This window comes from Flavobacterium psychrophilum (assembly GCA_001708385.1).
Classification (GTDB): Bacteria; Bacteroidota; Bacteroidia; order Flavobacteriales; family Flavobacteriaceae; genus Flavobacterium; species Flavobacterium psychrophilum_A.
Map to the genome: position 1 here is coordinate 2,520,733 of CP012388.1, position 23,123 is coordinate 2,543,855.

At 40.2% G+C, this 23,123-nt stretch carries 18 protein-coding genes and 2 pseudogenes; 15 read left to right on the top strand and 5 right to left on the bottom strand.

Annotated features, from left to right (window positions below; all coding sequences use genetic code 11):
- The 6 genes from pgi (at position 1) to ALW18_11030 (ending at position 5,717) form a co-directional block, all read left to right on the top strand.
- A complete protein-coding gene (gene pgi / locus ALW18_11005; GenBank protein ID AOE52997.1) occupies positions 1-1,641 on the top strand; it encodes a glucose-6-phosphate isomerase in 1,641 nt (546 codons plus the stop codon).
- A gap of 443 nt (positions 1,642-2,084) precedes the next feature.
- The gene (locus tag ALW18_11010) at positions 2,085-3,170 is read left to right on the top strand and encodes a fatty acid desaturase (protein ID AOE54388.1); all 1,086 of its coding nucleotides are present in this window, start codon (positions 2,085-2,087) and stop codon (positions 3,168-3,170) included.
- 209 nt (positions 3,171-3,379) lie between these two features.
- Positions 3,380-3,820 (top strand): hypothetical protein, encoded by a 441-nt coding sequence (locus ALW18_11015; GenBank protein ID AOE52998.1) that lies wholly within the window; start codon positions 3,380-3,382, stop codon positions 3,818-3,820.
- Positions 3,821-3,900: 80 nt separating this feature from the next.
- The gene (locus tag ALW18_11020; GenBank protein ID AOE52999.1) at positions 3,901-4,416 is read left to right on the top strand and encodes a hypothetical protein; all 516 of its coding nucleotides are present in this window, start codon (positions 3,901-3,903) and stop codon (positions 4,414-4,416) included.
- A gap of 6 nt (positions 4,417-4,422) precedes the next feature.
- Complete coding sequence (locus ALW18_11025; protein AOE53000.1) at positions 4,423-4,791, top strand: hypothetical protein; 369 nt, start codon at positions 4,423-4,425, stop codon at positions 4,789-4,791.
- A 146-nt stretch (positions 4,792-4,937) separates the two neighbouring features.
- On the top strand, positions 4,938-5,717 hold the full coding sequence (locus tag ALW18_11030; protein AOE53001.1) for a hypothetical protein: 780 nt from the start codon (positions 4,938-4,940) through the stop codon (positions 5,715-5,717).
- Between the two features lie 108 nt (positions 5,718-5,825).
- Here ALW18_11030 and ALW18_11035 read toward each other — a convergent pair whose 3' ends face one another.
- Positions 5,826-6,926, bottom strand: a complete 1,101-nt coding sequence (locus ALW18_11035; protein AOE53002.1) for a DNA polymerase IV — start codon at positions 6,924-6,926, stop codon at positions 5,826-5,828.
- Between the two features lie 258 nt (positions 6,927-7,184).
- Here ALW18_11035 and ALW18_11040 point away from each other — a divergent pair, with 258 nt between their 5' ends.
- On the top strand, positions 7,185-7,841 hold the full coding sequence (locus ALW18_11040; protein ID AOE53003.1) for a nucleoside-diphosphate sugar epimerase: 657 nt from the start codon (positions 7,185-7,187) through the stop codon (positions 7,839-7,841).
- Between the two features lie 235 nt (positions 7,842-8,076).
- Here ALW18_11040 and ALW18_11045 read toward each other — a convergent pair whose 3' ends face one another.
- The 4 genes from ALW18_11045 to ALW18_11060 all read right to left on the bottom strand — a co-directional run bounded on the left by ALW18_11045 (position 8,077) and on the right by ALW18_11060 (position 11,409).
- On the bottom strand, positions 8,077-10,071 hold the full coding sequence (locus ALW18_11045) for a recombinase (protein ID AOE54389.1): 1,995 nt from the start codon (positions 10,069-10,071) through the stop codon (positions 8,077-8,079).
- A gap of 118 nt (positions 10,072-10,189) precedes the next feature.
- On the bottom strand, positions 10,190-10,753 hold the full coding sequence (locus ALW18_11050; GenBank protein ID AOE53004.1) for a hypothetical protein: 564 nt from the start codon (positions 10,751-10,753) through the stop codon (positions 10,190-10,192).
- On the bottom strand, positions 10,753-11,109 hold the full coding sequence (locus tag ALW18_11055; GenBank protein ID AOE53005.1) for a DNA-binding protein: 357 nt from the start codon (positions 11,107-11,109) through the stop codon (positions 10,753-10,755). Before ALW18_11055 ends, ALW18_11050 begins: the two co-directional genes overlap by 1 nt.
- Positions 11,110-11,115: 6 nt before the next feature.
- The gene (locus ALW18_11060) at positions 11,116-11,409 is read right to left on the bottom strand and encodes an addiction module toxin RelE (protein AOE53006.1); all 294 of its coding nucleotides are present in this window, start codon (positions 11,407-11,409) and stop codon (positions 11,116-11,118) included.
- 111 nt (positions 11,410-11,520) lie between these two features.
- Here ALW18_11060 and ALW18_11065 point away from each other — a divergent pair, with 111 nt between their 5' ends.
- The 8 genes and pseudogenes from ALW18_11065 to ALW18_11100 all read left to right on the top strand — a co-directional run bounded on the left by ALW18_11065 (position 11,521) and on the right by ALW18_11100 (position 22,092).
- Entirely contained in the window at positions 11,521-11,994 is a 474-nt protein-coding gene (locus ALW18_11065) for an adenylate cyclase (GenBank protein AOE53007.1), read from the top strand.
- Entirely contained in the window at positions 11,982-12,959 is a 978-nt protein-coding gene (locus ALW18_11070) for a hypothetical protein (GenBank protein ID AOE53008.1), read from the top strand. Before ALW18_11065 ends, ALW18_11070 begins: the two co-directional genes overlap by 13 nt.
- A gap of 203 nt (positions 12,960-13,162) precedes the next feature.
- A complete protein-coding gene (locus ALW18_11075) occupies positions 13,163-13,654 on the top strand; it encodes a hypothetical protein (GenBank protein AOE53009.1) in 492 nt (163 codons plus the stop codon).
- 44 nt (positions 13,655-13,698) lie between these two features.
- Positions 13,699-14,769, top strand: a pseudogene (locus tag ALW18_11080) (secretion protein HlyD).
- Between the two features lie 96 nt (positions 14,770-14,865).
- Positions 14,866-18,042 carry a multidrug transporter AcrB gene (locus ALW18_11085; GenBank protein AOE53010.1) on the top strand — a complete coding sequence of 1,059 codons (3,177 nt, stop codon included), beginning with the start codon at positions 14,866-14,868 and terminating at the stop codon, positions 18,040-18,042.
- Positions 18,043-18,058: 16 nt separating this feature from the next.
- Complete coding sequence (locus ALW18_11090; protein AOE53011.1) at positions 18,059-19,480, top strand: hypothetical protein; 1,422 nt, start codon at positions 18,059-18,061, stop codon at positions 19,478-19,480.
- 235 nt (positions 19,481-19,715) lie between these two features.
- Positions 19,716-20,162: a hypothetical protein gene (locus ALW18_11095; GenBank protein AOE53012.1), complete on the top strand. Its 447-nt coding sequence runs from the start codon at positions 19,716-19,718 to the stop codon at positions 20,160-20,162.
- 862 nt (positions 20,163-21,024) lie between these two features.
- Positions 21,025-22,092, top strand: a pseudogene (locus tag ALW18_11100) (hypothetical protein).
- The last annotated feature ends 1,031 nt before the right edge of the window (positions 22,093-23,123 follow it).

Consider the following 23,123-nt stretch of genomic DNA (forward strand, 5'->3'; position numbering starts at 1 on the left):
ATGGCACTAGAAAACATCAATCCTTCGGGTACTGCTGCATGGCAGGAACTAACGCAGCATTTTGCGGAGATGCAGAATGCATCTATGAAAGACATGTTTGCTTCGGATAAAGGCAGGACAGCAAAATTCAATATTCAGTGGAACGATTTTGTAGTTGATTATTCTAAGAATATCATCAGCGAAAAAACAGTGCAGCTGCTTCAGGATCTTGCAAAACAGGCTAACCTTTCGGGTGCTATTGATGCTTATTTTGGAGGAGATGCTATAAACCGTACCGAAGGCAGGGCTGTATTGCATACTGCACTTCGTGCGCCTTCAACTGCCGATATTAAAGTAGACGGCGTTAATGTAATGCCGGAGATCTATTCGGTTAAAAACAAAATAAAACAGTTTTGCGATGCTGTCATCGGCGGAAGCAAAAAAGGATATACAGGCAAGGCGTTTACCGATGTGGTGAATATTGGTATCGGTGGATCTGATCTCGGCCCTGCTATGGTTGTAGAATCGCTTAAATTCTACAAGAACCAGCTTAATGTCAGGTTTATATCTAACGTAGATGGCGACCATGTTATGGAAAGCCTTAAAGGGCTTAATCCCGAAACTACATTGTTTGTAATTGCCTCTAAAACATTTACAACGCAGGAGACACTTACCAATGCAGAAACTGCAAGGGAATGGTTTCTTAAAACAGCTTCTCAGGAAGATGTGGCGAAACATTTTGTGGCGGTATCGACGAACATTCAGAAAGTAACCGAATTCGGTATTGCTGAAGACAACATTTTCCCGATGTGGGACTGGGTTGGCGGACGCTTTTCACTTTGGAGTGCTGTAGGACTTACAATTGCACTTGCAGTAGGTTTTGAAAACTTTGATAAATTACTGAAAGGTGCTAACGAAATGGACGAGCATTTCCGCACCGAATCACACGATAAAAACATTCCGGTAGTGCTGGCATTGCTTAGCATCTGGTACAACAACTTCTTTGGTGCCGAAAGCGAAGCGCTGATTCCGTATACACAATACCTTCAAAAGCTTGCGCCATACCTTCAGCAGGGAATTATGGAGAGCAATGGTAAGAGTATAGGCCGCGATGGCAAACCTGTTAATTACCAAACGGGCACAATTATCTGGGGTGAGCCGGGAACTAACTCCCAGCATGCTTTCTTCCAGCTGATTCACCAGGGTACAAAATTGATTCCAACAGATTTTATAGGATTTATTGAGCCGCTTCACGGCAATAAAGACCACCACGATAAACTAATGTCTAACTTCTTTGCACAGACTGAAGCGTTACTTAACGGTAAGACGGAAGCACAAGTACAGGCGGAGTTTGACAAAGCGGGTGTAGCTGCTGATAAAGCAGATTACTTACGTCCGTTTAAAGTGTTCAATGGCAATAAGCCAACAAATACATTATTAATTAAAAGGTTAACGCCGGAAACACTTGGTTCGCTTGTAGCCTTATACGAGCATAAGATATTTGTACAGGGTGTTATCTGGAATATATTTAGCTACGACCAATGGGGTGTAGAGCTTGGCAAGCAATTGGCAAACTCTATTCTTGACGAAATAAACTCAAAAGACATCAAAACACATGACAGTTCTACAACTTTCTTATTAGAGAAGTTTTTAGGGAAATAGTTGCCGGTTGATAGTTGTCGGATTTCCGATACTGAAAAACACCAAGCCCTGAAGAGTAATCTTCGGGGTTTTGTTTTTTATATTAATCCCTATTCTCTTCGAGGGGAAGACTCAGGTTGCCTCAAATGTGTTGGTCTATTTTAAGCATAATTACTTCCGGATTCCTCTCTTTTGAGAATGGGTTTGGGGGTGAAGTTAATAGGGTAGCTTTTTTTAAAAATTAATCATAATAAATAATATCACAGTGACAATTTGTAAGTATAAAAGTTAAATAATTAGTTTTTTTAAACTAATGGCGTGAATATTGCGTTTATATATATACTACAGCTAAGGAGGTCTTCCGAAAAAATTCCGGTATCCCGATAATATAGAAATCCCCCCTGTCATCTGGTTATGCATATTACTGCATGACCGGTATAAATCGTTGTGGTGATTCTACGCTTATGAATACCCGATTAAAATTTAAAAGTGCATCCAAATCCCTTTTTATGGCAACCATCCGTGAAAGGGTAGACAACTATTTTGAAACCTCAAGCAAGTCCTGCAATGCTAACACTACCATGTGGGTTAAAACCGCGATTTTTCTTGGTGGTTTTGTGTTATTGTACGGACTGATTATATCTAACGTATTTACAGCGTGGGCGATGTTGCCAATGGCGATGCTTCTTGGTATGTTTTGTGCCTTTGTAGGCTTTAATATCTGCCATGATGCAATACATGGGGCTTTTTCCTCTAATACAACTATTAACAGGATATTCAGTGCTGTATTTAATCTTGTTGGTGCCAATCCGTATGTGTGGACAATTACCCACAATGCAGTGCATCATACCTATACTAATATTCCAGGTCACGATGAAGACATAGATGTTGCTCCCGGGCTGATACGAATATCTGATGAAGAACCTGTAAACAGGCTTCAGCGTTATCAGCATTGGTATGCTTTTCCGCTGTATAGCCTAGCGTCGTTGTCGTGGGTTTTTAGAAAAGACTATAAGAAATTCTTTCAGCCAAAGGTAGGACAGACAGTAGTAAAACATCCAAAGATGGAATACTTCAACCTGTTTTTTGCAAAAGGTGTGTATTACTTTCTGTTTATTGTATTGCCATTACTGGTGCTTGATATAACGTGGTGGCAGTTTATGATTGGTTTCCTGGCATTGCACGTTGCACAGGGGCTTACTATGGGGTTGGTGTTTCAGTTAGCGCACGTTGTGGAGGGAACAGAGTTTCCCATGCCGGATAATGCGACAGGAAACATAGAAGAAGCCTGGGCAGAACACCAAATGCGTACTACAGCTAATTTTGCTGCTGATAGCCGCATCGCTGCTTTCTTTTTAGGGGGCTTAAATATGCAGATTGAGCATCACCTTTTTCCTAAAGTATGCCATGTGCATTATGGCAAAATCAGCAAAATTGTAAAAGTTACCGCTGCCGAATTTGATATACCCTATATTGAGAGCAAAACCTTTTTTGAAGCGTTAAGATCGCACTACAGAATGCTTAAAAAATTTGGTTTAGAGGCATCTTAACGTTAAAAAACGGTTTGCTAAAAGTGCAAAAACTGAAAACTTAACATTGGCTTTTTTATGGGTGTAACCCCTTTACCTCTCGGGGCTTAACGGTGTTAATTGCTTCTTAGACAGGCTCTAAATAAGCGTTAACAACTAATTAACAGGGGTTTTTAAGGTCGTTTTTATACGTAATGTGTTATATTTGCGTTCCTAATAAATACAAAACTATGTACAAGGGTATTTTAGACCTGCACTCTTACTGGGCATTTGCCGTATTAGTATTTTTATTCCTGGCTGCGCTTAATGCGTTTGTAGGTTTATCTCAAAAAAGGGCGTTTCTGCCAAAAGACAGACAGATTGCACTTATGGCTTTAATTTTTACCCACCTGCAGTTTGTATTTGGTTTAGTGTTGCTTTTCGTGTCTCCGTATATGGAAACAGCAAAACAATTAGGAATGGGCGCAGTTATGAAAAACGCCGAAATTAGAAAGATGATCGTTGAGCACCCGCTTATCAATTTGATAGCTATTGTTCTTATAACGATAGGGTGGTCTACACATAAAAAAGCTACAGAAAGTAGCGTTAAATTTAAGAAAATTGGAATTTTTTATGCCATAGGTTTAGTACTGCTTTTAAGCAGGATTCCGTGGAGCCAATGGCTTAGCTAAACCTTTTTAAAAAGCCTCCCGAAGGCTTTTTGTGTCTCATGGCATGTTATTTGTTAAACTACGGGAAAATTATAATAATTATGAAGAATAGTATTATCGTTTTTAGTGTTTCATTAGTCTTACTAATAATAACGGGCTTTACAACTGGAAGTGAAACAGCTTCCGAAACAAAAAAAACAGAAAAACATCTTATTGCTACGGTTTTAGATTCTACCGAAACCATTACAGCAGAAGATGCCGCTGCAAAAGCAGCCGAAAAAGCAAAACCTGCAGAGCCAAAACTTACCCTGTATAAGGACAATGTAATGGCAACCTACTACGCAGATAAATTCAACGGCAGGAAAACCACCAGTGGTGAGCGTTTTCACAATCACAAATATACTGCTGCCCACATGAAACTGCCTTTTGGCACGATGGTAAGGGTTACTAACGAAAGCAACGGAAAGTTTGTGGATGTTAAAGTAAACGACCGCGGGCCTTTTAGCAAAAAGCTGGAAATAGACTTGACAAAAAAAGCCTTCATGGAAATTGCCTCTAAAAAAGGTACCGGTAGCTTTAAAGTGAAAATGGAAATCATTGACGCTGCTGCTGAATAATTTATGATGAAGCGCATACTTATACTATTACTTCTAACAGCCCTTGCGGGCTGTTCGTCGTCTAAGGGAGATTTCAGTTCGTATGACAGGAGTGCGAAGGCCTCGTATTATGCGGCAAAATTCAACGGAAAGAGTACTGCCAGCGGCGAACGCTTTAGCAACAGTAAACTTACTGCAGCACACAGAAAGTTACCTTTCGGGACAAAAATTAAAGTTACTAATCTTAGTAACGGCAAATCGGTTGTTGTAAAAGTAAACGATCGTGGTCCTTTTTCAGGAGGGTTTGATATTGACCTTTCTAAAAAAGCGTACATGCAGATTCGCGACAAAAAGAGCCGTGGCCATATGATGGTTTCTATTGAAGTTGCTAAATAGTGGTAATCAGTAATCAATCATAGTTTTGTAGTTTCTTTTTCTAACAAACTCTTTTCTGTAGTAAAATACTTTCTGCCAAAATAACCGCGGCATGCATTTTGATTTAATTTCATTATATTTGAAATGCAATTAAACTCACACAATCGATGGAACTAAAATCTAAAAACCCATTTTTAAGCAATAAGTCCTTTACAAAAGGAACTCCCCAGGTGTATGACGCACAGGGTAACGCGCTTATAGACTTCAACAACACCATGACTGTTAGTGGTGCAATGAACAAAAGCTTTATACTTTTATTATTGCTTCTTACAGGTGCCTTTACCGTATGGTATATGATTATGAATGGAAGCAATCCGTTTCCGTTTATGATTACAGGTGCAGTAGTTGGACTAATTATGGTAATCGCTTCGGCCTTTAAACCACAATATTCACAATATCTTGCTCCGGCATATGCCTTATTTGAAGGTTTGTTTATTGGAGGACTTTCGGTAGTTATAGACAGTATGTATCCGGGAGTTGCATTGCAGGCTGTTGGAGCTACATTTGTAACTTTTGGAGTATGCCTTGCATTATACAAGTTTAAGGTTGTAAAAGTTACAGAACAATTCAGGTCGGTAGTTATAGCGGCTACAATTGCTATTGCTACGTACTATATTATAAGTTTACTGGCATCATGGCTGTTTAATTTCCAGATGGTAGGACGCGGATTTAACGATAGCTCATGGATGAGCATTGGTATAAGCGTATTTGTAATTGTAATTGCAGCGCTTAACCTGTTTCTTGACTTTGACCTGATAGAAAAAGGCGCAGAACAGCGTCAGCCTAAATACATGGAGTGGTTTGGTGCAATGGGGCTTATGGTTACCCTCGTATGGCTTTATGTAGAATTTTTAAGGCTATTTGCTAAGCTTTCAAGCAGGGATTAATTTCCTCTTAATTATATTGAAAGGCTATCCGGAAGGATAGCCTTTTTTGGTTAGCTAAAATTGAATCTTGACTATAGTAAGTTAGTGTGTTACTTAAATATCTGACTTTTAAAACTCAAACTTCAATTGTACCGCTACTGGTTTTTTAACGCCTGATTCTTCGGTATTAAGGTTCGACAGTGATATGCCTAATAGTCGTACCGAATCTTTTGGTTTTTCCTGATAGAGCAATTCTTTTACAGTTTCCAGCATCAGGCTTTTGTCCGATATAAAATAGGGAAGGGTCTTGCTGCGTGTCTGCTGCGTAAAGTCGGAATACTTTATTTTAAGGGTTACGGTTTTACCCGCAATCTTTTTCTTTTTCAGGCGACGTTCCAGTTCGTTGGCTATGTCATCGAGTTTTTCCAGCATAAACATCTCAGATACCAAGTTCTCAGAAAAAGTGTGTTCAGTCCCTACAGATTTTACCAGCCTGTCGGGTTTAACCTGTCCGTTATGTATACCACGCACCACGTAATAATAATATGCACCCGATTTACCAAAATGTTCTGTAAGGTATTCAACTGTTTTTAGTTTGAGGTCAGCGCCCGTAAATATGCCCAGTTGGTACATTTTTTCTTCGGTTACTTTACCTACACCATAAAATTTACCAATTGGCAGGTTTTCGAGGAACTCCAGGACTTCATCAGGGTTTACGGTTTTCTGTCCGTTAGGCTTGTTGTAGTCGCTGGCAACCTTGGCAATAAATTTATTGATGGATATACCTGCCGATGCCGTTAAGCCTGTCTTATCGAATATCTTCTGCCTTATCTCTTTCGCAATAAGCGATGCACTTGGGTTGCCTTTTTTATTTTGGGTGACATCGAGGTAAGCTTCATCCAGCGAAAGCGGTTCTACCAGATCGGTATATTCAAGAAATATCTCGCGTATGCGTTGGGATATTTCACGATAGCGTTCAAACCTGGGGCGAACGAATATTAAATGCGGGCATTTTTTCTTCGCCAAAAAACCGCTCATAGCACTGCGAACACCAAACTTACGCGCCTCGTAGCTTGCGGCTGCCACTACGCCACGGCTTTCGCCACCGCCTACAGCAAGTGCCTTGCCCCTGAGTTCGGGGTTGTCGAGCTGTTCTACCGATGCGTAGAAAGCGTCCATGTCTACATGGATTATTTTACGCAGGTGTATTTGGGGTTCGGGCGATTCCATAATGCAAAATTACAACATAGCTGTTATTGTTGGAATGCGGATGACGCGGATTTAAGCGGATTATCACAGATTTAACTATTGCAAATAGTGTATAAGTAGTCACTACTAGCAACATTTACTAAAAAAGTTGTTGTCCTCACCCGAGCCCTTTTCAAAGGAGAGAGTCGGGGTGAGGAATGAAGAAACTCTGTCTGCAACTGAAAACTGACTACCTCAATTATTTTTCGTACCTTCATGTGGACAAACAGACAACTTACTATGAAAAAATCTGCCATATTATTAGGAGCAAGTGGTGGCGTGGGTAGCGAGCTGCTTAAGCTTTTGCTTGCCGATGACCGCTATGAGACGGTAAAGCTTTTTTCGCGAAGCAAAAGCGATATAAACCATGCGAAGATAGAAGATCATGTAATTGACCTGTTTGAACTTGAAAAATACAAAGATGTTTTTACTGCCGATGAAGTATATTGCTGTATTGGTACTACCAAAGCGAAGACTCCGGACAAGGAAACATACAAGAAAATAGATTTTGGAATTCCGGCGACTGCCGCAAAACTGGCCAAAGAAAACGGAATTTCAACTTTTTTGGTAATCTCTGCCATAGGCGCCGATGCTGATAGCAGCATTTTCTATAATCGCATAAAAGGGGAAATGCAGGATGCTGTACTTGATGAGGGAATAGCTAAAACCCATATCCTTCAGCCTTCGCTGATTGTTGCCCATAGAAAAGACAACCGCGTCATGGAGAAAATAGCCGAAGGTTTTATGTGGCTGCTTAATCCGCTGTTGGTTGGAAACGCTGCAAAATACAAAAGCATTAAGGCCGAAACCATTGCCAGGGCTTTAATTAAACTTGCTAATAATGGTTATAGGGCTGTTATTGTAACGTCTGATAAGATTCGGACGTTAGGGAAATAATGTTCTTTTGTCTTGAAACAAAAGAAACAAAAATTCAAGGCTCTAACTTCTTAGGCTACAAATTGCCTTCATCTGCTAAACCATTCGAACTCGCTTCGCTCAAACAGCGAATGCTTTTTAACGCCGATTCAGGTAATTTGCTTTACGCCACAAAGTTTAATGCCTTAGCTCGCACTTGTTTAAAATCTGTGGTTTTTGCTAAGATCTGCGTTATCCGTGTTCAATCAAGTGTCAATCAATCCCTGCTCTTTGTCCTGAAATTAGGAAAGAAAAACGAACCTGGTTTTTGTTTGAAATGTTTCCATATGGACGCGGCTACAAGGCGTATTTCGGATAACGGAATGTTTCGTGAACGGAATGCCAAACCCATAGATAAGCCAAAACTTACCAAAAAGTTTACCATACCAATTATAACAATACCAACAACACCCCATATAATAGCATCGGTGGCTACATTCCAGTTGGCACCATACAATCCTAGTGCAAGATTTCCGCTGGAAAAAGTGATGTGCCTTACATCAAGATCCAGTCCCAGAAAAATACCTATAGACGCTGTGGTACCCATAAATACACCAAACCAAAAGTTGGATATAATACCTGCCCATTTCTTCTCGTACACTTTGGCAAGCTTCTTGGTTCGGGTACGCCCAAGGCTCATTTTTAATACCGGATGCTCCTGTATACGGTAGTACATATGCTGATGTTTGTCGCGGTTGGCAACGGCACCGGCTATAATACCCGAAAGGAAAAGATATACCCCTGCGATAGCAGCATGCAGTACGGCCAATGAGTGTATAGGGCTAAGGTCGTTTATAAGGGTAAACCATTTGGTTAGTGCCAGGTTGTAGTTAAAGGTGATGTCTATTAACCAGATTAGTAATAACGGAACGCTAAATGCAGTCATAACGTTACCTACAAAAGCAATAAACTGGCTACGGAAGACACGTGCAAAGAACTCAGCGAATACGCGGTGTTTTTCATCGTCCGGGAGATCTTTGTTTTTACGGTCGGCTTCCAGCGCGCTAATTAATGCCGATGCAGTCATGGCGGGCTGTTTGGTTGCCAGTGTAACCCCCAGAACATAAATGGCAATAAACCCAATAGAATAATTAAGGCTGTAAAAAAAGGCATGCCCAAAAGCACTGGTGTCCATTTTAGACAAGAAGACTTTAATAATACAAAGTACTCCTACAACGGCACCACCCCCAAAGGCGCGCCAAAACATCCTGAAATATTCTTTACGGTCTTTGGTAATATAATGCTCCCCGGTTTTGGCAGTGTGCTGGGTAACCTCGTATGATAATAGCTGTGTGCTCTCGTTTATAAGCTTACGAACGTTGGTCTTATTACAATTATAGGTAATAAGATCCATTGCAAGCTCTATAGTGTGTTGTTTTCCGTCTTCGGCTGTCTCAATGAGCAAAAGTGGTAAAAGTGTGTCTAAACGCTGTAATTGCTGCCTGATGCGCAACAGGTTCTGGTTTACACGGAGTGATATTCCATACTTATCGCTGTTGCGGAAAGCTATGCGAACATAATCCAGACACTGGCGGTGCAGTATCATAAGCTGTTTGTAGCCCAGATCTTCCGAAGTGATGAAGTTACGTCGCTCTTCCTGAAGCTTTTCCGATATAAGGGCAAATTCTTTCTGGAAAGCCAAAAACGGACTCTCGAGGTTTTCATACTCGGGAACCATTTTAATTACACTTGTTTCCAGTGCGCGTCCTGCAATACGGTGTATGATAACTTCCATTGCAAAAAGCAGCTCTGCCAATGGGCTTCCGGGTTTACTGGTAACGTAAATGGCATTAAAGTTAAGCAGGTCGAACAATTCGCTTATCTGTTCCTGCGGAATGATACGCAGCCATTTCGGGTCAGACTTCATGAAAAAGACCTGGTTCAACAGGTATTCCAGTGTGTCTTTTTCAGGTTGTTCGGGAATCAGTTTTGCAAAAAGCCGTTTTTTTACTTCGTATATAAAATCAGAGTCGGTTAGTATTCCGGCATCGGTCAGTATCTTGCTGAACTTTTTGTTTTTAAGAATGCCCTTTATGTACAGTGACAAACCATTGCGGTAATGCTCGTTGCCTTCAAGAAGCAATAACAAATCACTCAGGTCGACCGATAATATAGTTTTTAAATTCTTTGGGCGTATAAGGTTAACCAGTTCTGCAAGCAGATCGGTTTCTTCGGCTTTGTATTCCCATAAATTCCTCTGGTCAAAATTGATCTGAAAGAATTCTGCGAGGGTTATGCGGGCTTTAGTTTTTTTAAACTTCATGTGCGGAGTGCGGGCTAATTCGTAAAAATACGAATGAAAACCCGGATAACCTTGAAGAACGGGAATTTTAAGTTTTGGTTAAGACTATATGTTCTCTTCCAATTGTTCTCATTTCATTAATCAGTTTCTGAACATTCTTGCGATTATTGCCCCAGGAAGTTAGAGACGATTTTTTGTCGGGATCGCAAATACTATTTATATAAATAGTATCATTATTCATTATAATCGTGACCTGCTCTCCCCAACCCCTTGATAAAAAACCGTTGTAAACTTTTGCAACAATGTAATTATGATCTTTAGAACTTATTTTCCATTCTAATTTTCTTATTGCCTTATTTGCAATGGCGAATGTTTCGTCTTTTGGAAATGACATGACTATTTTTTTGAATCTTAATCTTTTCGTTTGAAGCCACTTGAAAAATAATGCAGATAGTATACCTAAGAAAAAGAAGAATAAAGCTTTTCCAAGGTTCAATGGTTTGTTAAGAATCAGTTTTTCTGAAATTACATATAAAGGGACTACTACTAATGCCAAAGACATAAGTAGTACACCGTAATGGGTAAACTTATGATTAGTAGAAAGTTGAAGGTTTCCCGTAATAATAGATTTTTCGACTTGATTTTGTGTCATTAATATACCTGTATTAACACATCGGTAGGGATGTTTAACCTGTCATGCAATTGACGAATCATTTCTAGTGACAATTTCCTTTTTCGGTTTAATATTTCGCTGGCACGACTTTTTAGGCCAATAATTTCAGCAAAATCAGTTTGGTTATAACCTAACTGTTCAAGCCTGAATTTTATGGCTTCAACTGGATCCGGTAAGTCAATTGGGAAATGTTCTTTTTCATATTGGTCGATTAAAATACCCATTACTTCCAGTTCATCACCTTCAGGAGTTCCTTTTTTGGCATCGAAAATTATTTCAAGCCTTTCCATAGCTTCATTATAATCTTTTTCAGTTTTAATGGCTTTGATTGTCATTTCCCTTTAAATTTCGTTAGCATTTATTTTATCGTATTCCGCGTGGGTACCAATGAACCGTATCCAGACCATCTGATAATCGTAGCTTATCCTCACAATTAACCTATAGTTATTTCCTTTAATATTAAAAACGACCCGATTATCTACAAGTATACTGGCACTAGGATATTCTTTTTTTACATCCGAAGGGTTTTTCCATTGCGCACTCGATGCCTCTTGAAACCATGATTTCAATTGCTGTTCACAATCAGCATGAGCTTCCCAAAAGTCCCTAAGTGTTCTCCGCGTAATAACTCTCAATACAATAATTTTTACGAAGTTACAAAAAGTTCCCGAATTGGGAAATATTAATGCAGATTTTTATCAATAGCCTCCCCACAAATTCATACCTTAGCTATTATTTACAAAAACATGATTGAGATTGAACGTAAATTTCTTGTGCTTTCTGATGCCTATAAAAATGAGGCAGTTACCCAAAAACGCATTGCACAGGGCTACCTGAATTCTAACCCCGAGCGTACCGTTAGAGTACGCACTAAAGGCGCACAGGGTTTTTTAACCATTAAAGGCAAAAGCAACGACAGCGGCACCAGCCGTATGGAATGGGAAAAAGAAATTACGGTAGCAGATGCCGAACAACTGCTTGCGCTTTGCGAGAAAGGCAGTATTGACAAGATTCGCTACGAGGTTAAAATAGGCAGCCATACGTTTGAGGTTGATGAGTTTTTTGGTGATAATGCCGGACTTACCATTGCAGAGGTTGAGCTGTCGGATGAAAATGAAAGCTTTGAAAAACCATCATGGCTTGGCGAAGAGGTTACAGGAGATGAACGCTACTATAATGCTTACCTGAGCAATAATCCGTATTCGGCATGGAACAAGTAACCTACGACCTTATCATTATCGGCGGAGGCCCTATCGGGCTTGCGTGCGGTATCGAAGCACAACAAAAAGGACTCAATTATCTTATTATAGAAAAAGGCGCGTTGGTGAACAGCCTGTTTAATTACCCGCTGTATATGACGTTTTTTTCTACTGCCGAAAGGCTGGAAATTGGCAATATTCCGTTTAACTGTATTGCACCGAAACCGGGCAGGCAGGAAGCGTTAGAATATTATCGCAACATTCACCGCCATTTTAACCTTAACATGAACCTGTTTGAAACGGTTGAATCCGTTAACAAGCAAGAGGATGGGATATTCAGTTTAAAAACAGGCAAAGCAGAATATTCCGCTAAAAATGTGGTTATTGCTACAGGTTTCTATGATATCCCTATTTACATAGATGTGCCGGGCGAGCACCTTCCGCATGTGCGTCATTATTACAAAGAAGCACACGAGTACGCTTTTAGAAAAGTGGTTGTGGTCGGTGCAAATAATTCATCTGTAGATGCCGCGCTGGAATGCTACCGAAAAGGTGCCGATGTAACTATGGTTATCCGCAAGGGTGAAATTAACGACAGGGTAAAATACTGGGTGAAGCCCGATGTTGAAAACCGTATTGCAGAAGGCAGCATTAAAGCCTATTTCTATTCGGAAATTGTAGAGATAACCGAGAACGAGGTGATTCTTAACACGCCTGACGGCGAAGTATTGGTTGAAGCCGATTTTGTTCTCGCACTAACGGGTTACCGACCGGATATTGACTTTCTGCGCAATGCCGGTATCAGCATTAACGACGGATTGAATTGCGTCCCTGAATATAATCCGGACACAATGGAAACTAATGTTGATGGACTGTTTCTGGCTGGTGTGGTTTGCGGTGGTTTAGAGACACATAAGTGGTTTATTGAGAACAGCAGGGTGCATGCTGCGTTAATTGTTTCAGAAATTTTGAAAAATCGCTCCTAAGCTGTTTTTCATCTCTAAAAAATTTTATTTTCAATAGTACCCCCTGTAAACACTCCACTTTTTAAATTAGGTAACTAACTGACTATTTCGATTTCGACAGATCGTATTCCTTTTCTTAACAAAATATTAACAAAAACTTTAGTTCGGTTAGTTCGGTTCAAGCCGAACTAAGTTATATCTTTGCGTCAAATTTTATAAATTAGATGTCAGATTTTAAAAAAGAACGGGATGAATTGGTGGAGATGTTTGGAGTCCATTTCGAGACTGTACATCATTTACCGCCATTAGGGTCGCGAATTTTCGCCACCTTAATTTTGGATACGTGTGATACCAAGATATCTTTTGAAGATTTGGTTGAGCGTATGGGTGCAAGTAAAAGCTCGGTATCTACCAATCTTAATATGCTCCTTAAAATTGGAAAGATAACCTACTATACGTTACCCGGCGACCGAAAAAAATACTACAAGCCTACAGCCTTTAGCGAGCGTTTTGATAATTATCTTAAAATGCTTGACCTTGAGAAAAAAATACTTGAAAAAATGGTTGTCTACAGGCAAAAAACCAGTAGCTGCCCAAGCTCTAAGAATGATCTTGGTATGGTAAAAGTGTACAGGGAACACATTCTGGAAATGGAAAGGGTTGTACTAAAGAGTATCAATGACTTTAAAGAAATAGAAAAAAACGATCCAATATAAATCACTTTCACTCAAAAAACGAACAATAATCCAAGTCCACACAAATGAAAAATAGATCTTTTATAGGTGCCATCGCGGCCCTGGTGCTATTAGCATCATGCGGAAAAAAAGAAGAACAGGCACCTGCACAACAGGGGCCGGCACCTTTTCCGGTACAAACGGTAGCCAAACAGGATGCTACAGTATATGAAGAATATACAGCTAACCTTGAAGGCCAGCAAAATGTTGAGATTCGCCCGAAAGTAAACGGTTTTATCCAAAAAATATATGTTGATGAAGGCCAGGTAGTGCGCAAAGGCCAGTTGCTGTTTAAACTGGAAACACAAACACTTAACCAGGATGCCGCTGCTGCAAAAGCAAATGTTACTGCTGCGCAGGTAGAGGTAGACAGGCTTAAACCACTTGTAGACCGTAAAATTATATCTAACGTTCAGTTAGAAACAGCCAAAGCAAAACTGGCTCAGGCTAAAGCATCATACAGTTCTGTTGCTGCAAACATTAACTATGGTACTATTACCTCTCCGGTAAATGGTGTTATAGGCAGCCTTCCATACAAAGAGGGTGCACTTGCAAGCGCTACAAGCGAAATGCCGCTTACTACAGTGTCTGACACTAAAGTAATGCGTGCTTACTTTGGTATGAACGAAAAGCAAATGATAAGCTTTAGCAGAGAGTTTAAAGGGGCATCGCTTCAGGAAAAACTTAAAAATACTCCTCCCGTGAGTCTTATATTGGTTGATGGAAGCGAGTATGAAGAAAAAGGACGTCTTGCTGCTGTTACCGGTTTAGCTAACGCTGCTACAGGTACAAGCCAGTTCAGGGCAGAATTTAAAAACCCGGAAGCTGTATTAAGAAGTGGCGGTAAGGGTACGGTTCGCCTGCCAATACAAATTAAAGATGCTATTGAAGTGCCTCAGAATGCCGTGTTTGACCTTCAGGGAAAACAAATGATTTATGTTGTAAATAAAGACAACACCGTAAAATCTAAAATTGTTGAGGTGTTAACTACATCGGGTTCAAACTTTATCATTAAAAGTGGTGTCGAAGAGGGAGAAGTTATCGTTGTAGAAGGAACTTCAAAGCTTAAAGACGGTATGGCTATAGCGCCACAACAGGCTAAGGCGAAAGAAGAAGCTCCTGCAGCACAAGATTCTACAGCTACGGCTAAAACTACATCTACAGAAAACGCTACCAAAAAATAACGAGAACAAATGCTAAAAACTTTTATAGAAAGGCCGGTACTGAGTACCGTAATTTCGATAATCATAACCATTCTGGGTGTATTGGGGCTATTATCGCTGCCAATAGAACAGTACCCGGAAATTGCGCCGCCTACCGTACAGGTAACGGCAACCTATACCGGTGCCAATGCCGAGACTGTACTTAACAGTGTGGTTATTCCACTGGAAGAAGAGATTAACGGTGTTGAAGGGATGACCTACATGACATCGAGTGCTGCTAATGATGGTTCTGCCAACATAAGTGTATTCTTTGAACTTGGTGTAAACCCCGATATTGCTGCGGTAAACGTACAAAACAGGGTATCGCGTGCCACGGCAAAACTGCCGCAGGCGGTAGTGCAAACGGGTGTTACAACGGTTAAAAGCCAGACGAGTGCCTTAATGTTCCTGGCACTATTCTCTAAGAATCCTGAGTATGATGCAACATACGTACAGAATTACGCTAAAATTAACCTTGTGCCTAAACTACAACGTGTTAAAGGTGTAGGTCAGGTAAACGTATTTGGTGCGAAAGATTACTCAATGCGTATCTGGATCGATCCGGAAAAAATGTCATCATTTAGCCTTACACCAGCCGATATACAAGCTGCATTACAGGAACAGAATGTTGAGGCTGCTCCGGGTAAATTCGGTGAAAACGCTGAAGGTGTTTATGAATATGTAATTAAATATAAAGGGCGTCTTTCTGAGGTTAAAGACTATGAGAATATCGTAGTTAAATCGACAGGTGGAGGTAATTTTGTTCACCTAAGCGATGTCGCTAAAATCGAGCTTGGTGCGTTTAACTACGGGCAGAAAAACTTTGCGATGGGTCAAAATGGTGTGGCTATTGGTGTTTTCCAGACATCAGGATCTAACGCTAACGACATTATCGACGAGGTAAATTCGATCTTAACTACAAGTAAAGCAAATTTCCCCGAAGGTATAGACTATGTAGTTCCATTTGATACTAAAATATTCCTTGATGCCTCTATACACAAAGTAATATCTACCCTAATTGAGGCTTTTATACTTGTATTTATAGTGGTATTTGTTTTCCTTCAGGATTTCAGGTCTACTTTAATTCCGGCAATTGCCGTTCCTGTAGCTATTGTGGGTACATTCTTCTTCCTTCAACTTGCCGGTTTCTCGATCAACATGCTTACGTTGTTTGCAATGATCCTTGCTATTGGTATTGTAGTGGATGATGCCATTGTCGTCGTCGAGGCGGTGCACGCCAAACTCGACGAGGGAGAACAATCACCTAAAAAGGCTACCCTATCTGCCATGAGCGAAATTCAGGGTGCTATTATATCTATTACCCTTGTAATGGCGGCGGTATTCGTACCGGTATCGTTTTTAAGTGGCCCTTCCGGGGTGTTCTATAAGCAGTTTGCTATTACACTTGCGGTGGCTATTCTTATCTCAGCAGTAAATGCATTAACATTAAGCCCGGCGCTTTGTGCCCTTTTCCTTAAACCGCACAAAGATCATGACGGACACGAGCATAAAAAGAAAAATCTAAAAGAGCGTTTCTTTACCGCATTCAACACCGGTTTTGACGCTATGAACAACAAATATGTTGGTTCCCTAAAATTCCTTGCAAGGAAAAAATGGATAACTGTTGTTATACTTGCGGTATTCTCGGGTATTACTTACCTGCTATTTGTTACCACTCCGTCAGGATTTATCCCGAATGAAGACCGTGGTATTATCATGGCCGACCTTACGCTTCCTCCGGGAACAACCCTTGAAAAAACACAGCTTGCAGTAAATGAGCTGGACTCCATACTTAAGTCGATGCCATTGGTTGAAGCAAGGATGAGCGTTGTAGGTTTCAGTTTATTAAACAGGGTAAACGGTGGTTCATACGCCTTTACCATTATTAAGCTGAAAGACTGGAGCCATCGTAAAGAAAAAAATCAGAGTGTAGATGCTATTGTGGGTGAACTTTTTGCACGTACAGCGGGTATGAAGGATGCTAAGGCGTTATTCTTTACGCCGCCAAGTGTACAGGGCTTTGGTACTGCCGACGGTTTTGAGCTTAAAATTCAGGATACAGGCGATGACGACTGGGCTACTGTAAGTAAAGTAACCAACGAGTTTTTAGGTGAGCTGATGAAGCGTCCTGAAATTCAGTACGGTATCACCAACTTTAACCCGGGCTTCCCTCAGTATCAAATGGATATTAATGTGGAAAGGGCAAAAGATGCAGGCGTATCTGTAAGCAACATCTTTAACACTATGCAGGGTTACTACGGCGGACTGTATACTACCGACTTTAATAAATTTGGTAAGCAGTACCGTGTAATGATTCAGGCTACGCCGGAAGAAAGAGCCGATGAAAAATCGATAGACAAGATCTATGTGCGTAATGCAAATAACCAAATGGTTGCTATTAGCCAGTTTGTAGATTTCAAGAAAATATATGGTCCTGAAGCTGTAGCGCGTTTCAACATGCTAAAAGCGGTTAACGTGAATGGTAAATCTAACCCTGGCTTTAGTAGTGGAGACGCTATTAAAGCAGTGCAGGAAGTTGCTGCACAGCACTTGCCAAAAACCTACAGCTACGAATTCTCTGGTATGACACGTGAGGAGATCCTTGCGGGTAACCAGGCAGCAGGTGTATTCTTATTGAGTTTGATATTTGTATACTTCCTGTTAAGTGCACAGTACGAAAGTTATATTGTTCCGCTTGCGGTAATCTTATCGCTTCCTGTGGGTATTGCCGGAGCTATTGGCTTTGTGAAGCTTGCCGGACTTGAGAATAATATTTACTTCCAGGTAGCACTGATAATGCTAATAGGGCTCCTCGCCAAGAATGCCATCCTTATTGTGGAGTTTGCCATGCAGCGACGAAAGCATGGCCTCGGGCTTGTTGAATCGGCAATTGAAGGTGCTAAAGCACGTTTAAGGCCAATCTTAATGACATCGTTTGCCTTTATATTGGGTCTGTTACCATTGGCACTTGCCAGCGGAGTAGGTGCAGTGGGTAACAAGTCAATTGGTATGGGTGCAGTAGGTGGTATGTTGGTAGGAACCATATTTGGGGTGTTTGTAATACCTATCCTGTTTATCATATTCCAGGCGTTGCAGGAAAGAATTTCAGGCAAGCCGACAGATGATAACGACAATCACACAGAGAATAAAGAAACAATAACAGCATAGCATAATAACAGTATATATGAAACTTGTAAAGACATCATACAGAGTTGCTGTAATTGTAGGGGCGGGCATACTGCTGCAATCCTGCTTTGCTGCAAAAGAATATAAGAAACCCGAAAACATTAAGGCAGAGAACCTGTACAGGTCGGAAATCGTATCTCAGGATACGGTTTCTATGGCCGATGTTTCGTGGAACAAAATGTTTACAGATCCTATCCTTCAGGGATACATTACAAAGGGATTGCAGAACAACTTCGACATAAGGATTGCAATCCAGAATGTTGCAGCTGCTCAGGCAAACCTTAAGCAGGGTAAAGCAGGATACTTTCCTACGCTTAGCCTTGGGGTAGACTGGACACATACAGAACAGAGTAAAAACAGCCAGATTGGCCGAATTGTAAGCCAGACCGGTGGTAACACCAACTTAGACCAGTACCAGCTTTTAGGCAATTTTGCATGGGAAGCCGATATATGGGGTAAAATACGTAGTAACAAACGTGCATTTAGCGCTGCCTATATGCAGACTATTGCTGCTAACCAGGCAGTAAAAACACAGGTTATTACCGATATTGCTGCAAACTACTACCAATTGCTTTCGCTTGATGCACAGCTAAAAGTAGCAGAGAAGACGCTAACTAACCGTAACCAGAGCGTAGAAACAATTATTTCGCTTAAAGATGCGGGTAGCGTAAATGAGGTAGGTGTTAAGCAGACCGAAGCACAGAAATATGCTACAGAGATTATTATCGAAGATTTAAAAAATAATATAATTCTTGTAGAAAACTCATTAAGCATATTGCTTGGCGAGCCGGCTAAAAAACTGGAGCGTGGCACATTAGAGAACCAGAACCTTAACCCGGCACTTCAGGTTGGTGTTTCTACGCAGTTGCTTAGAAACCGTCCCGATGTTGTTGCGGCAGAATATGGTTTTATTAACGCCTTTGAGCTTACCAATGTGGCACGCAGTAACTTTTATCCTCAGTTTAGGATTACAGCTACAGGCGGTTTACAGAGTATTGACCTAAACGACTGGATTAATACTAACTCACTATTCGCTAATATCGTTACAGGACTTACACAGCCTTTGTTTAACGGCAGGCAGATACGTACACGCTACGAAGTGGCAAAAGCGCAAAACGAGCAGGCTCTGGTACAGTTTGAACAGGCATTGATAACAGCAAGCCGCGAGGTGAGTGATGCCCTTGCCAACTACAATAACGAGACCAGGAAAATTACCATTAGAGAAAAACAGGCCGACGCCCTTACTAAAGCAGCAGACTATTCGGATGAGTTATTAGAGTACGGACTTGTAAACTACCTTGAGGTACTTACAGCAAAAGACAACGCGCTTAATAGCCAGTTAAACCTTATAGATAATAAATATCAGCAATACCTTGCTATAATAAACCTGTATAAGGCACTAGGCGGCGGATGGCGCTAAAAGCATAGTTTGGGATATCTTTCCAGATTATTTTAGATTAATTGTTTGTTTTATGTTTGCTCCCCGGTATAACCCTATATACCGGGGAGTTTCTTTTTTATGGTAGGGTAAAACAAAACATAGCTGTTTATGTAATGTGTGTGAAAGGTTTTCTTTCTGATGATAAGACCGCCCGGTACTTTAAGGTATCGGGCGTTTTTTTATTATTTTTACGATTCAATCAATCCATCAAACAATGAAAATCATACTTAAACCTACGCTGCTACTTTTAGTTCTTCTTGCTTCAGGTTGTGCCAAAGAACAGGCCGTTACTATAGATAACAAGTCTAAAACCGAATTTTACGTTATGAGTGAAAAGGAGGCAAAGCATATTACTGCCGAAAAGATATATAACATGCATTCTTCTGGCGAAATAGAGCATCTTGACACAAACGGTAGCTATACCCGGATAAGTACAGGAGAATACCTTAAAAGGTTTCTGGTAGACAGTAGCTATGTGTTTTATTTTATAACAGAAGCCGATGTAGAAAAACCAACGAAAGGTAAATCACGTCCGGAATATAAAACACTTACCATTCCGGCGGAAGACCATGAACATTTATCCGCTGTGGAAATTCACATAAAAGACAGTTTAAATATACCTGTTTTTGAATCTGCGATTAAATATAAGAAAGGTATATAGTATAAAAATATATCGGCAATTTTATACACTTAAGGTAAATATGACTTTTTTGAAATTTTATTGAGAGAAAATTCTCAATTCTGATATCTTAAAACTGCCATTTTTACCAATCTAAACGCAACGTTTGCCGTTTTTTTAACATCTTAAATTTATAATTGGTAATAATTAGGAGTAAGAATGCGTCACGCTTTTTCATGTTTAGTTTTGTGCAAACGTACCTCAATTCTAAAAAAAGTCTGCTACGAGATGTAGTGGACTTTTTAGTTTTATAAGATTATTCTCCCCTACGTGTGCCCCACAAATACTCGTAATCTTATCTTTTTTGTAAGCTAATACCTATTTTATCTAAAAAATAATTATACTTCAATAGTTGTCTGTACAAACGTTTTATACGGCGTATCAACTTTATGATTTTGATCGATTAAAGCACTATATATATCGATGAAATGCTTGTTAATTAAATGTTAAGTGTTAAAAAGTGCTTTTTTACAATTATTTTTTAAATATTTTTGCTTTGCAGTTTTAGCGATTGATGTTCAGTTAGTTAATCGATAAAAATTAACATTTAATCGGATAAATTACAACGTTTTCGATGTCCAAAAATGTTATGCATGCATGGTGTCCCCAAATCCAAGGCAGTAAACAGCCCGTATGTGTGCTTGTGTATCAATCAATTATAGCTTCTGTTTCCTGGACAGATTATAGAAGTTATATCAAACCAAAAGAAAGATTGTACAGTGTAATCAACTGTGCAACTATGTTTAGTGCATCCTGCAGTCGGGAGATGTAGAAGAAAGGTTAGGAAAAGCTTTAAGAGTTAAAGCACCTGTTCTTTTATCCCAAGACTGCAAACAAATTGATAATGAAACACACAAATTTTCTGGTGTGCCTTTTATGCCTTCTTACTACTACAGGCGTACTGGCACAACAGGACAACAACTGGTATTTTGGCCGAATGGCCGGATTGAACTTTAGCAGCGGAAAAGCTGTAGCTGTTAGTAACAGCGCGATGACAACAATGGAAGGAAGTGCAACGATCTCTGACGAGAACGGCGAATTGCTTTTCTACACCAATGGCGTTTATGTTTGGAACAGGCTTCATAAAAGAATGCCTCACGGAACAGGATTACTGGGCGACCAATCTACTACGCAGTCGGCTGTGATAGTCCCTAAACCAGGCTCTAAAACACGTTTCTACATTTTTGCGGCAGATGATGCCGGCGGTCCTAACGGGCTTACCTATTCTGAAGTTGATATAACTGCCGATAATGGTAACGGAGATGTAGTTGCAGCAAACACGAAACTGGTAACTCCCGTTACCGAAAAAATTACTGCCGTATATGCAGATAATAACAAAGACGTTTGGGTAACAGTGCATAAATGGGGCAATGATGCCTTTTATAGCTACAAAGTTACTGCAGATGGTGTAGTTGCTACTCCTGTTATAAGCAATACCGGTATGGTTATAGATGGTGCCGACAATTCTGGACATTACGCAGGATGGATGAGCATTTCGCCAAATGGTAGAAAGCTCGCCGTTGCCAACGGACTTTTATCTGTAGAGTTGTTTGATTATGATACTCACACGGGTGTAGTAAGCAACGGCAGAATTATTAAGTCGCCCGCAAAAAGCTATGGTGTAGAATTTTCGCCAAACAGTAAATTACTATATGTTACAAGCGAAAATATGCTGCTTCAGTATGATACTACTGCACAGGATATTCCTTCTACTCAGGTTACAGTTGGTACCATTGATGTTGCAAGCTCTATAAAGCTAACACCAAATTCTAAAATATTTGTGGTAAACAAATATCTCTCTAATACTTTATCGGTAATACGTAAACCCAATGTTCCAGGTGTTGGCTGTGAATTTGTGCTTGACACCGTAAATCTTAACGATAAAGAAACCTTCGTAGGGCTGCCTAACTTTGTGGTAGAGCCATATTACCTTTTTGATATAAAAACAAAGAGCGATTGTACCGACACGGTTGTATCATTCTCGACAGAAGGTACAATGAATGCCGATAGCGTTATGTGGGATTTTGGAGATGGAAATACTTCTATAGATACAGAGGTATCGCATGAATATGCAAAATCGGGAACTTATACAGTAAAGGCCAGAGCAAAAAGCGGAAGGGCTGTACGTTATTACTTTAAGGATGTGACGGTGTATAGTGCTCCTACAGCATTTCAGCCGGAAGATGTTGCTACGTGTGGTGATGAAAACGGTAATGGAACATTTTACCTGAAAGATCAGAATGTTAATGTACTTGCCGAACAACCGGCAAATGATTTTACAGTGAGTTATTACGCGTCGCGATTGGATGCCGAAAGCGGAATTAACGCACTGAATTTAAGTTATACAGTTCCGGTTGGCGAGTATACTATATATGCAAAAGTAATTCGTAATGGCGGAACCTGTTTTGATATCACAAGTTTTACCGCTACCGTTATTGCTTCTCCTGAAATTGAAATGCCCGATAGCTACAGTTTTTGCGAAGGATCTTCGGTTAAGCTTCAGGCTCCAAAAGGCTTTGATACCTATACATGGAGTTTTGAAAATAAAACCATAAGTGGTACAAGCGATCAGGTTGTGCATAAAGCAGGAGAATATACGCTTACTGTTACAAGAGCAAGTGGCGATATTATTTGCGATGCTGCTAAAATAATTACAGTATATGAGTCGCACGATCCGGTTATAAAAACGGTTGAGGTTAATGACTTAAACGAAAACAACAACACTGTAAATGTGGTTATGGCCACAGAAGGATATTACGAGTTTTCTATAGATGGTGTTAACTGGCAGGAAACATCATTTTTTCAAAATGTACATGCTGGCCATTATGAAATTATGGTAAAAAACGGATGTGGTGTTACATCTCAGGATGTGGCTGTGCTTATGTATCCTAAATTCTTTACGCCAAACGGAGATGGTTACCATGATAAGTGGCAAATAGATCA

What these genes read in the sequence shown, in the direction of transcription:
- ALW18_11015 (AOE52998.1), top strand. Translation starts at nt 3,380, where the DNA reads ATGTACAAGGGTATTTTAGACCTGCACTCTTACTGGGCATTTGCCGTA.
- ALW18_11010 (AOE54388.1), top strand. Translation starts at nt 2,085, where the DNA reads ATGAATACCCGATTAAAATTTAAAAGTGCATCCAAATCCCTTTTTATG.
- pgi (AOE52997.1), top strand. Translation starts at nt 1, where the DNA reads ATGGCACTAGAAAACATCAATCCTTCGGGTACTGCTGCATGGCAGGAA.
- ALW18_11035 (AOE53002.1), bottom strand. Translation starts at nt 6,926, where the DNA reads ATGGAATCGCCCGAACCCCAAATACACCTGCGTAAAATAATCCATGTA.
- ALW18_11055 (AOE53005.1), bottom strand. Translation starts at nt 11,109, where the DNA reads ATGACAATCAAAGCCATTAAAACTGAAAAAGATTATAATGAAGCTATG.
- ALW18_11085 (AOE53010.1), top strand. Translation starts at nt 14,866, where the DNA reads ATGCTAAAAACTTTTATAGAAAGGCCGGTACTGAGTACCGTAATTTCG.
- ALW18_11020 (AOE52999.1), top strand. Translation starts at nt 3,901, where the DNA reads ATGAAGAATAGTATTATCGTTTTTAGTGTTTCATTAGTCTTACTAATA.
- ALW18_11075 (AOE53009.1), top strand. Translation starts at nt 13,163, where the DNA reads ATGTCAGATTTTAAAAAAGAACGGGATGAATTGGTGGAGATGTTTGGA.
- ALW18_11090 (AOE53011.1), top strand. Translation starts at nt 18,059, where the DNA reads ATGAAACTTGTAAAGACATCATACAGAGTTGCTGTAATTGTAGGGGCG.
- ALW18_11065 (AOE53007.1), top strand. Translation starts at nt 11,521, where the DNA reads ATGATTGAGATTGAACGTAAATTTCTTGTGCTTTCTGATGCCTATAAA.
- ALW18_11050 (AOE53004.1), bottom strand. Translation starts at nt 10,753, where the DNA reads ATGACACAAAATCAAGTCGAAAAATCTATTATTACGGGAAACCTTCAA.
- ALW18_11070 (AOE53008.1), top strand. Translation starts at nt 11,982, where the DNA reads ATGGAACAAGTAACCTACGACCTTATCATTATCGGCGGAGGCCCTATC.
- ALW18_11030 (AOE53001.1), top strand. Translation starts at nt 4,938, where the DNA reads ATGGAACTAAAATCTAAAAACCCATTTTTAAGCAATAAGTCCTTTACA.
- ALW18_11025 (AOE53000.1), top strand. Translation starts at nt 4,423, where the DNA reads ATGAAGCGCATACTTATACTATTACTTCTAACAGCCCTTGCGGGCTGT.
- ALW18_11095 (AOE53012.1), top strand. Translation starts at nt 19,716, where the DNA reads ATGAAAATCATACTTAAACCTACGCTGCTACTTTTAGTTCTTCTTGCT.
- ALW18_11040 (AOE53003.1), top strand. Translation starts at nt 7,185, where the DNA reads ATGAAAAAATCTGCCATATTATTAGGAGCAAGTGGTGGCGTGGGTAGC.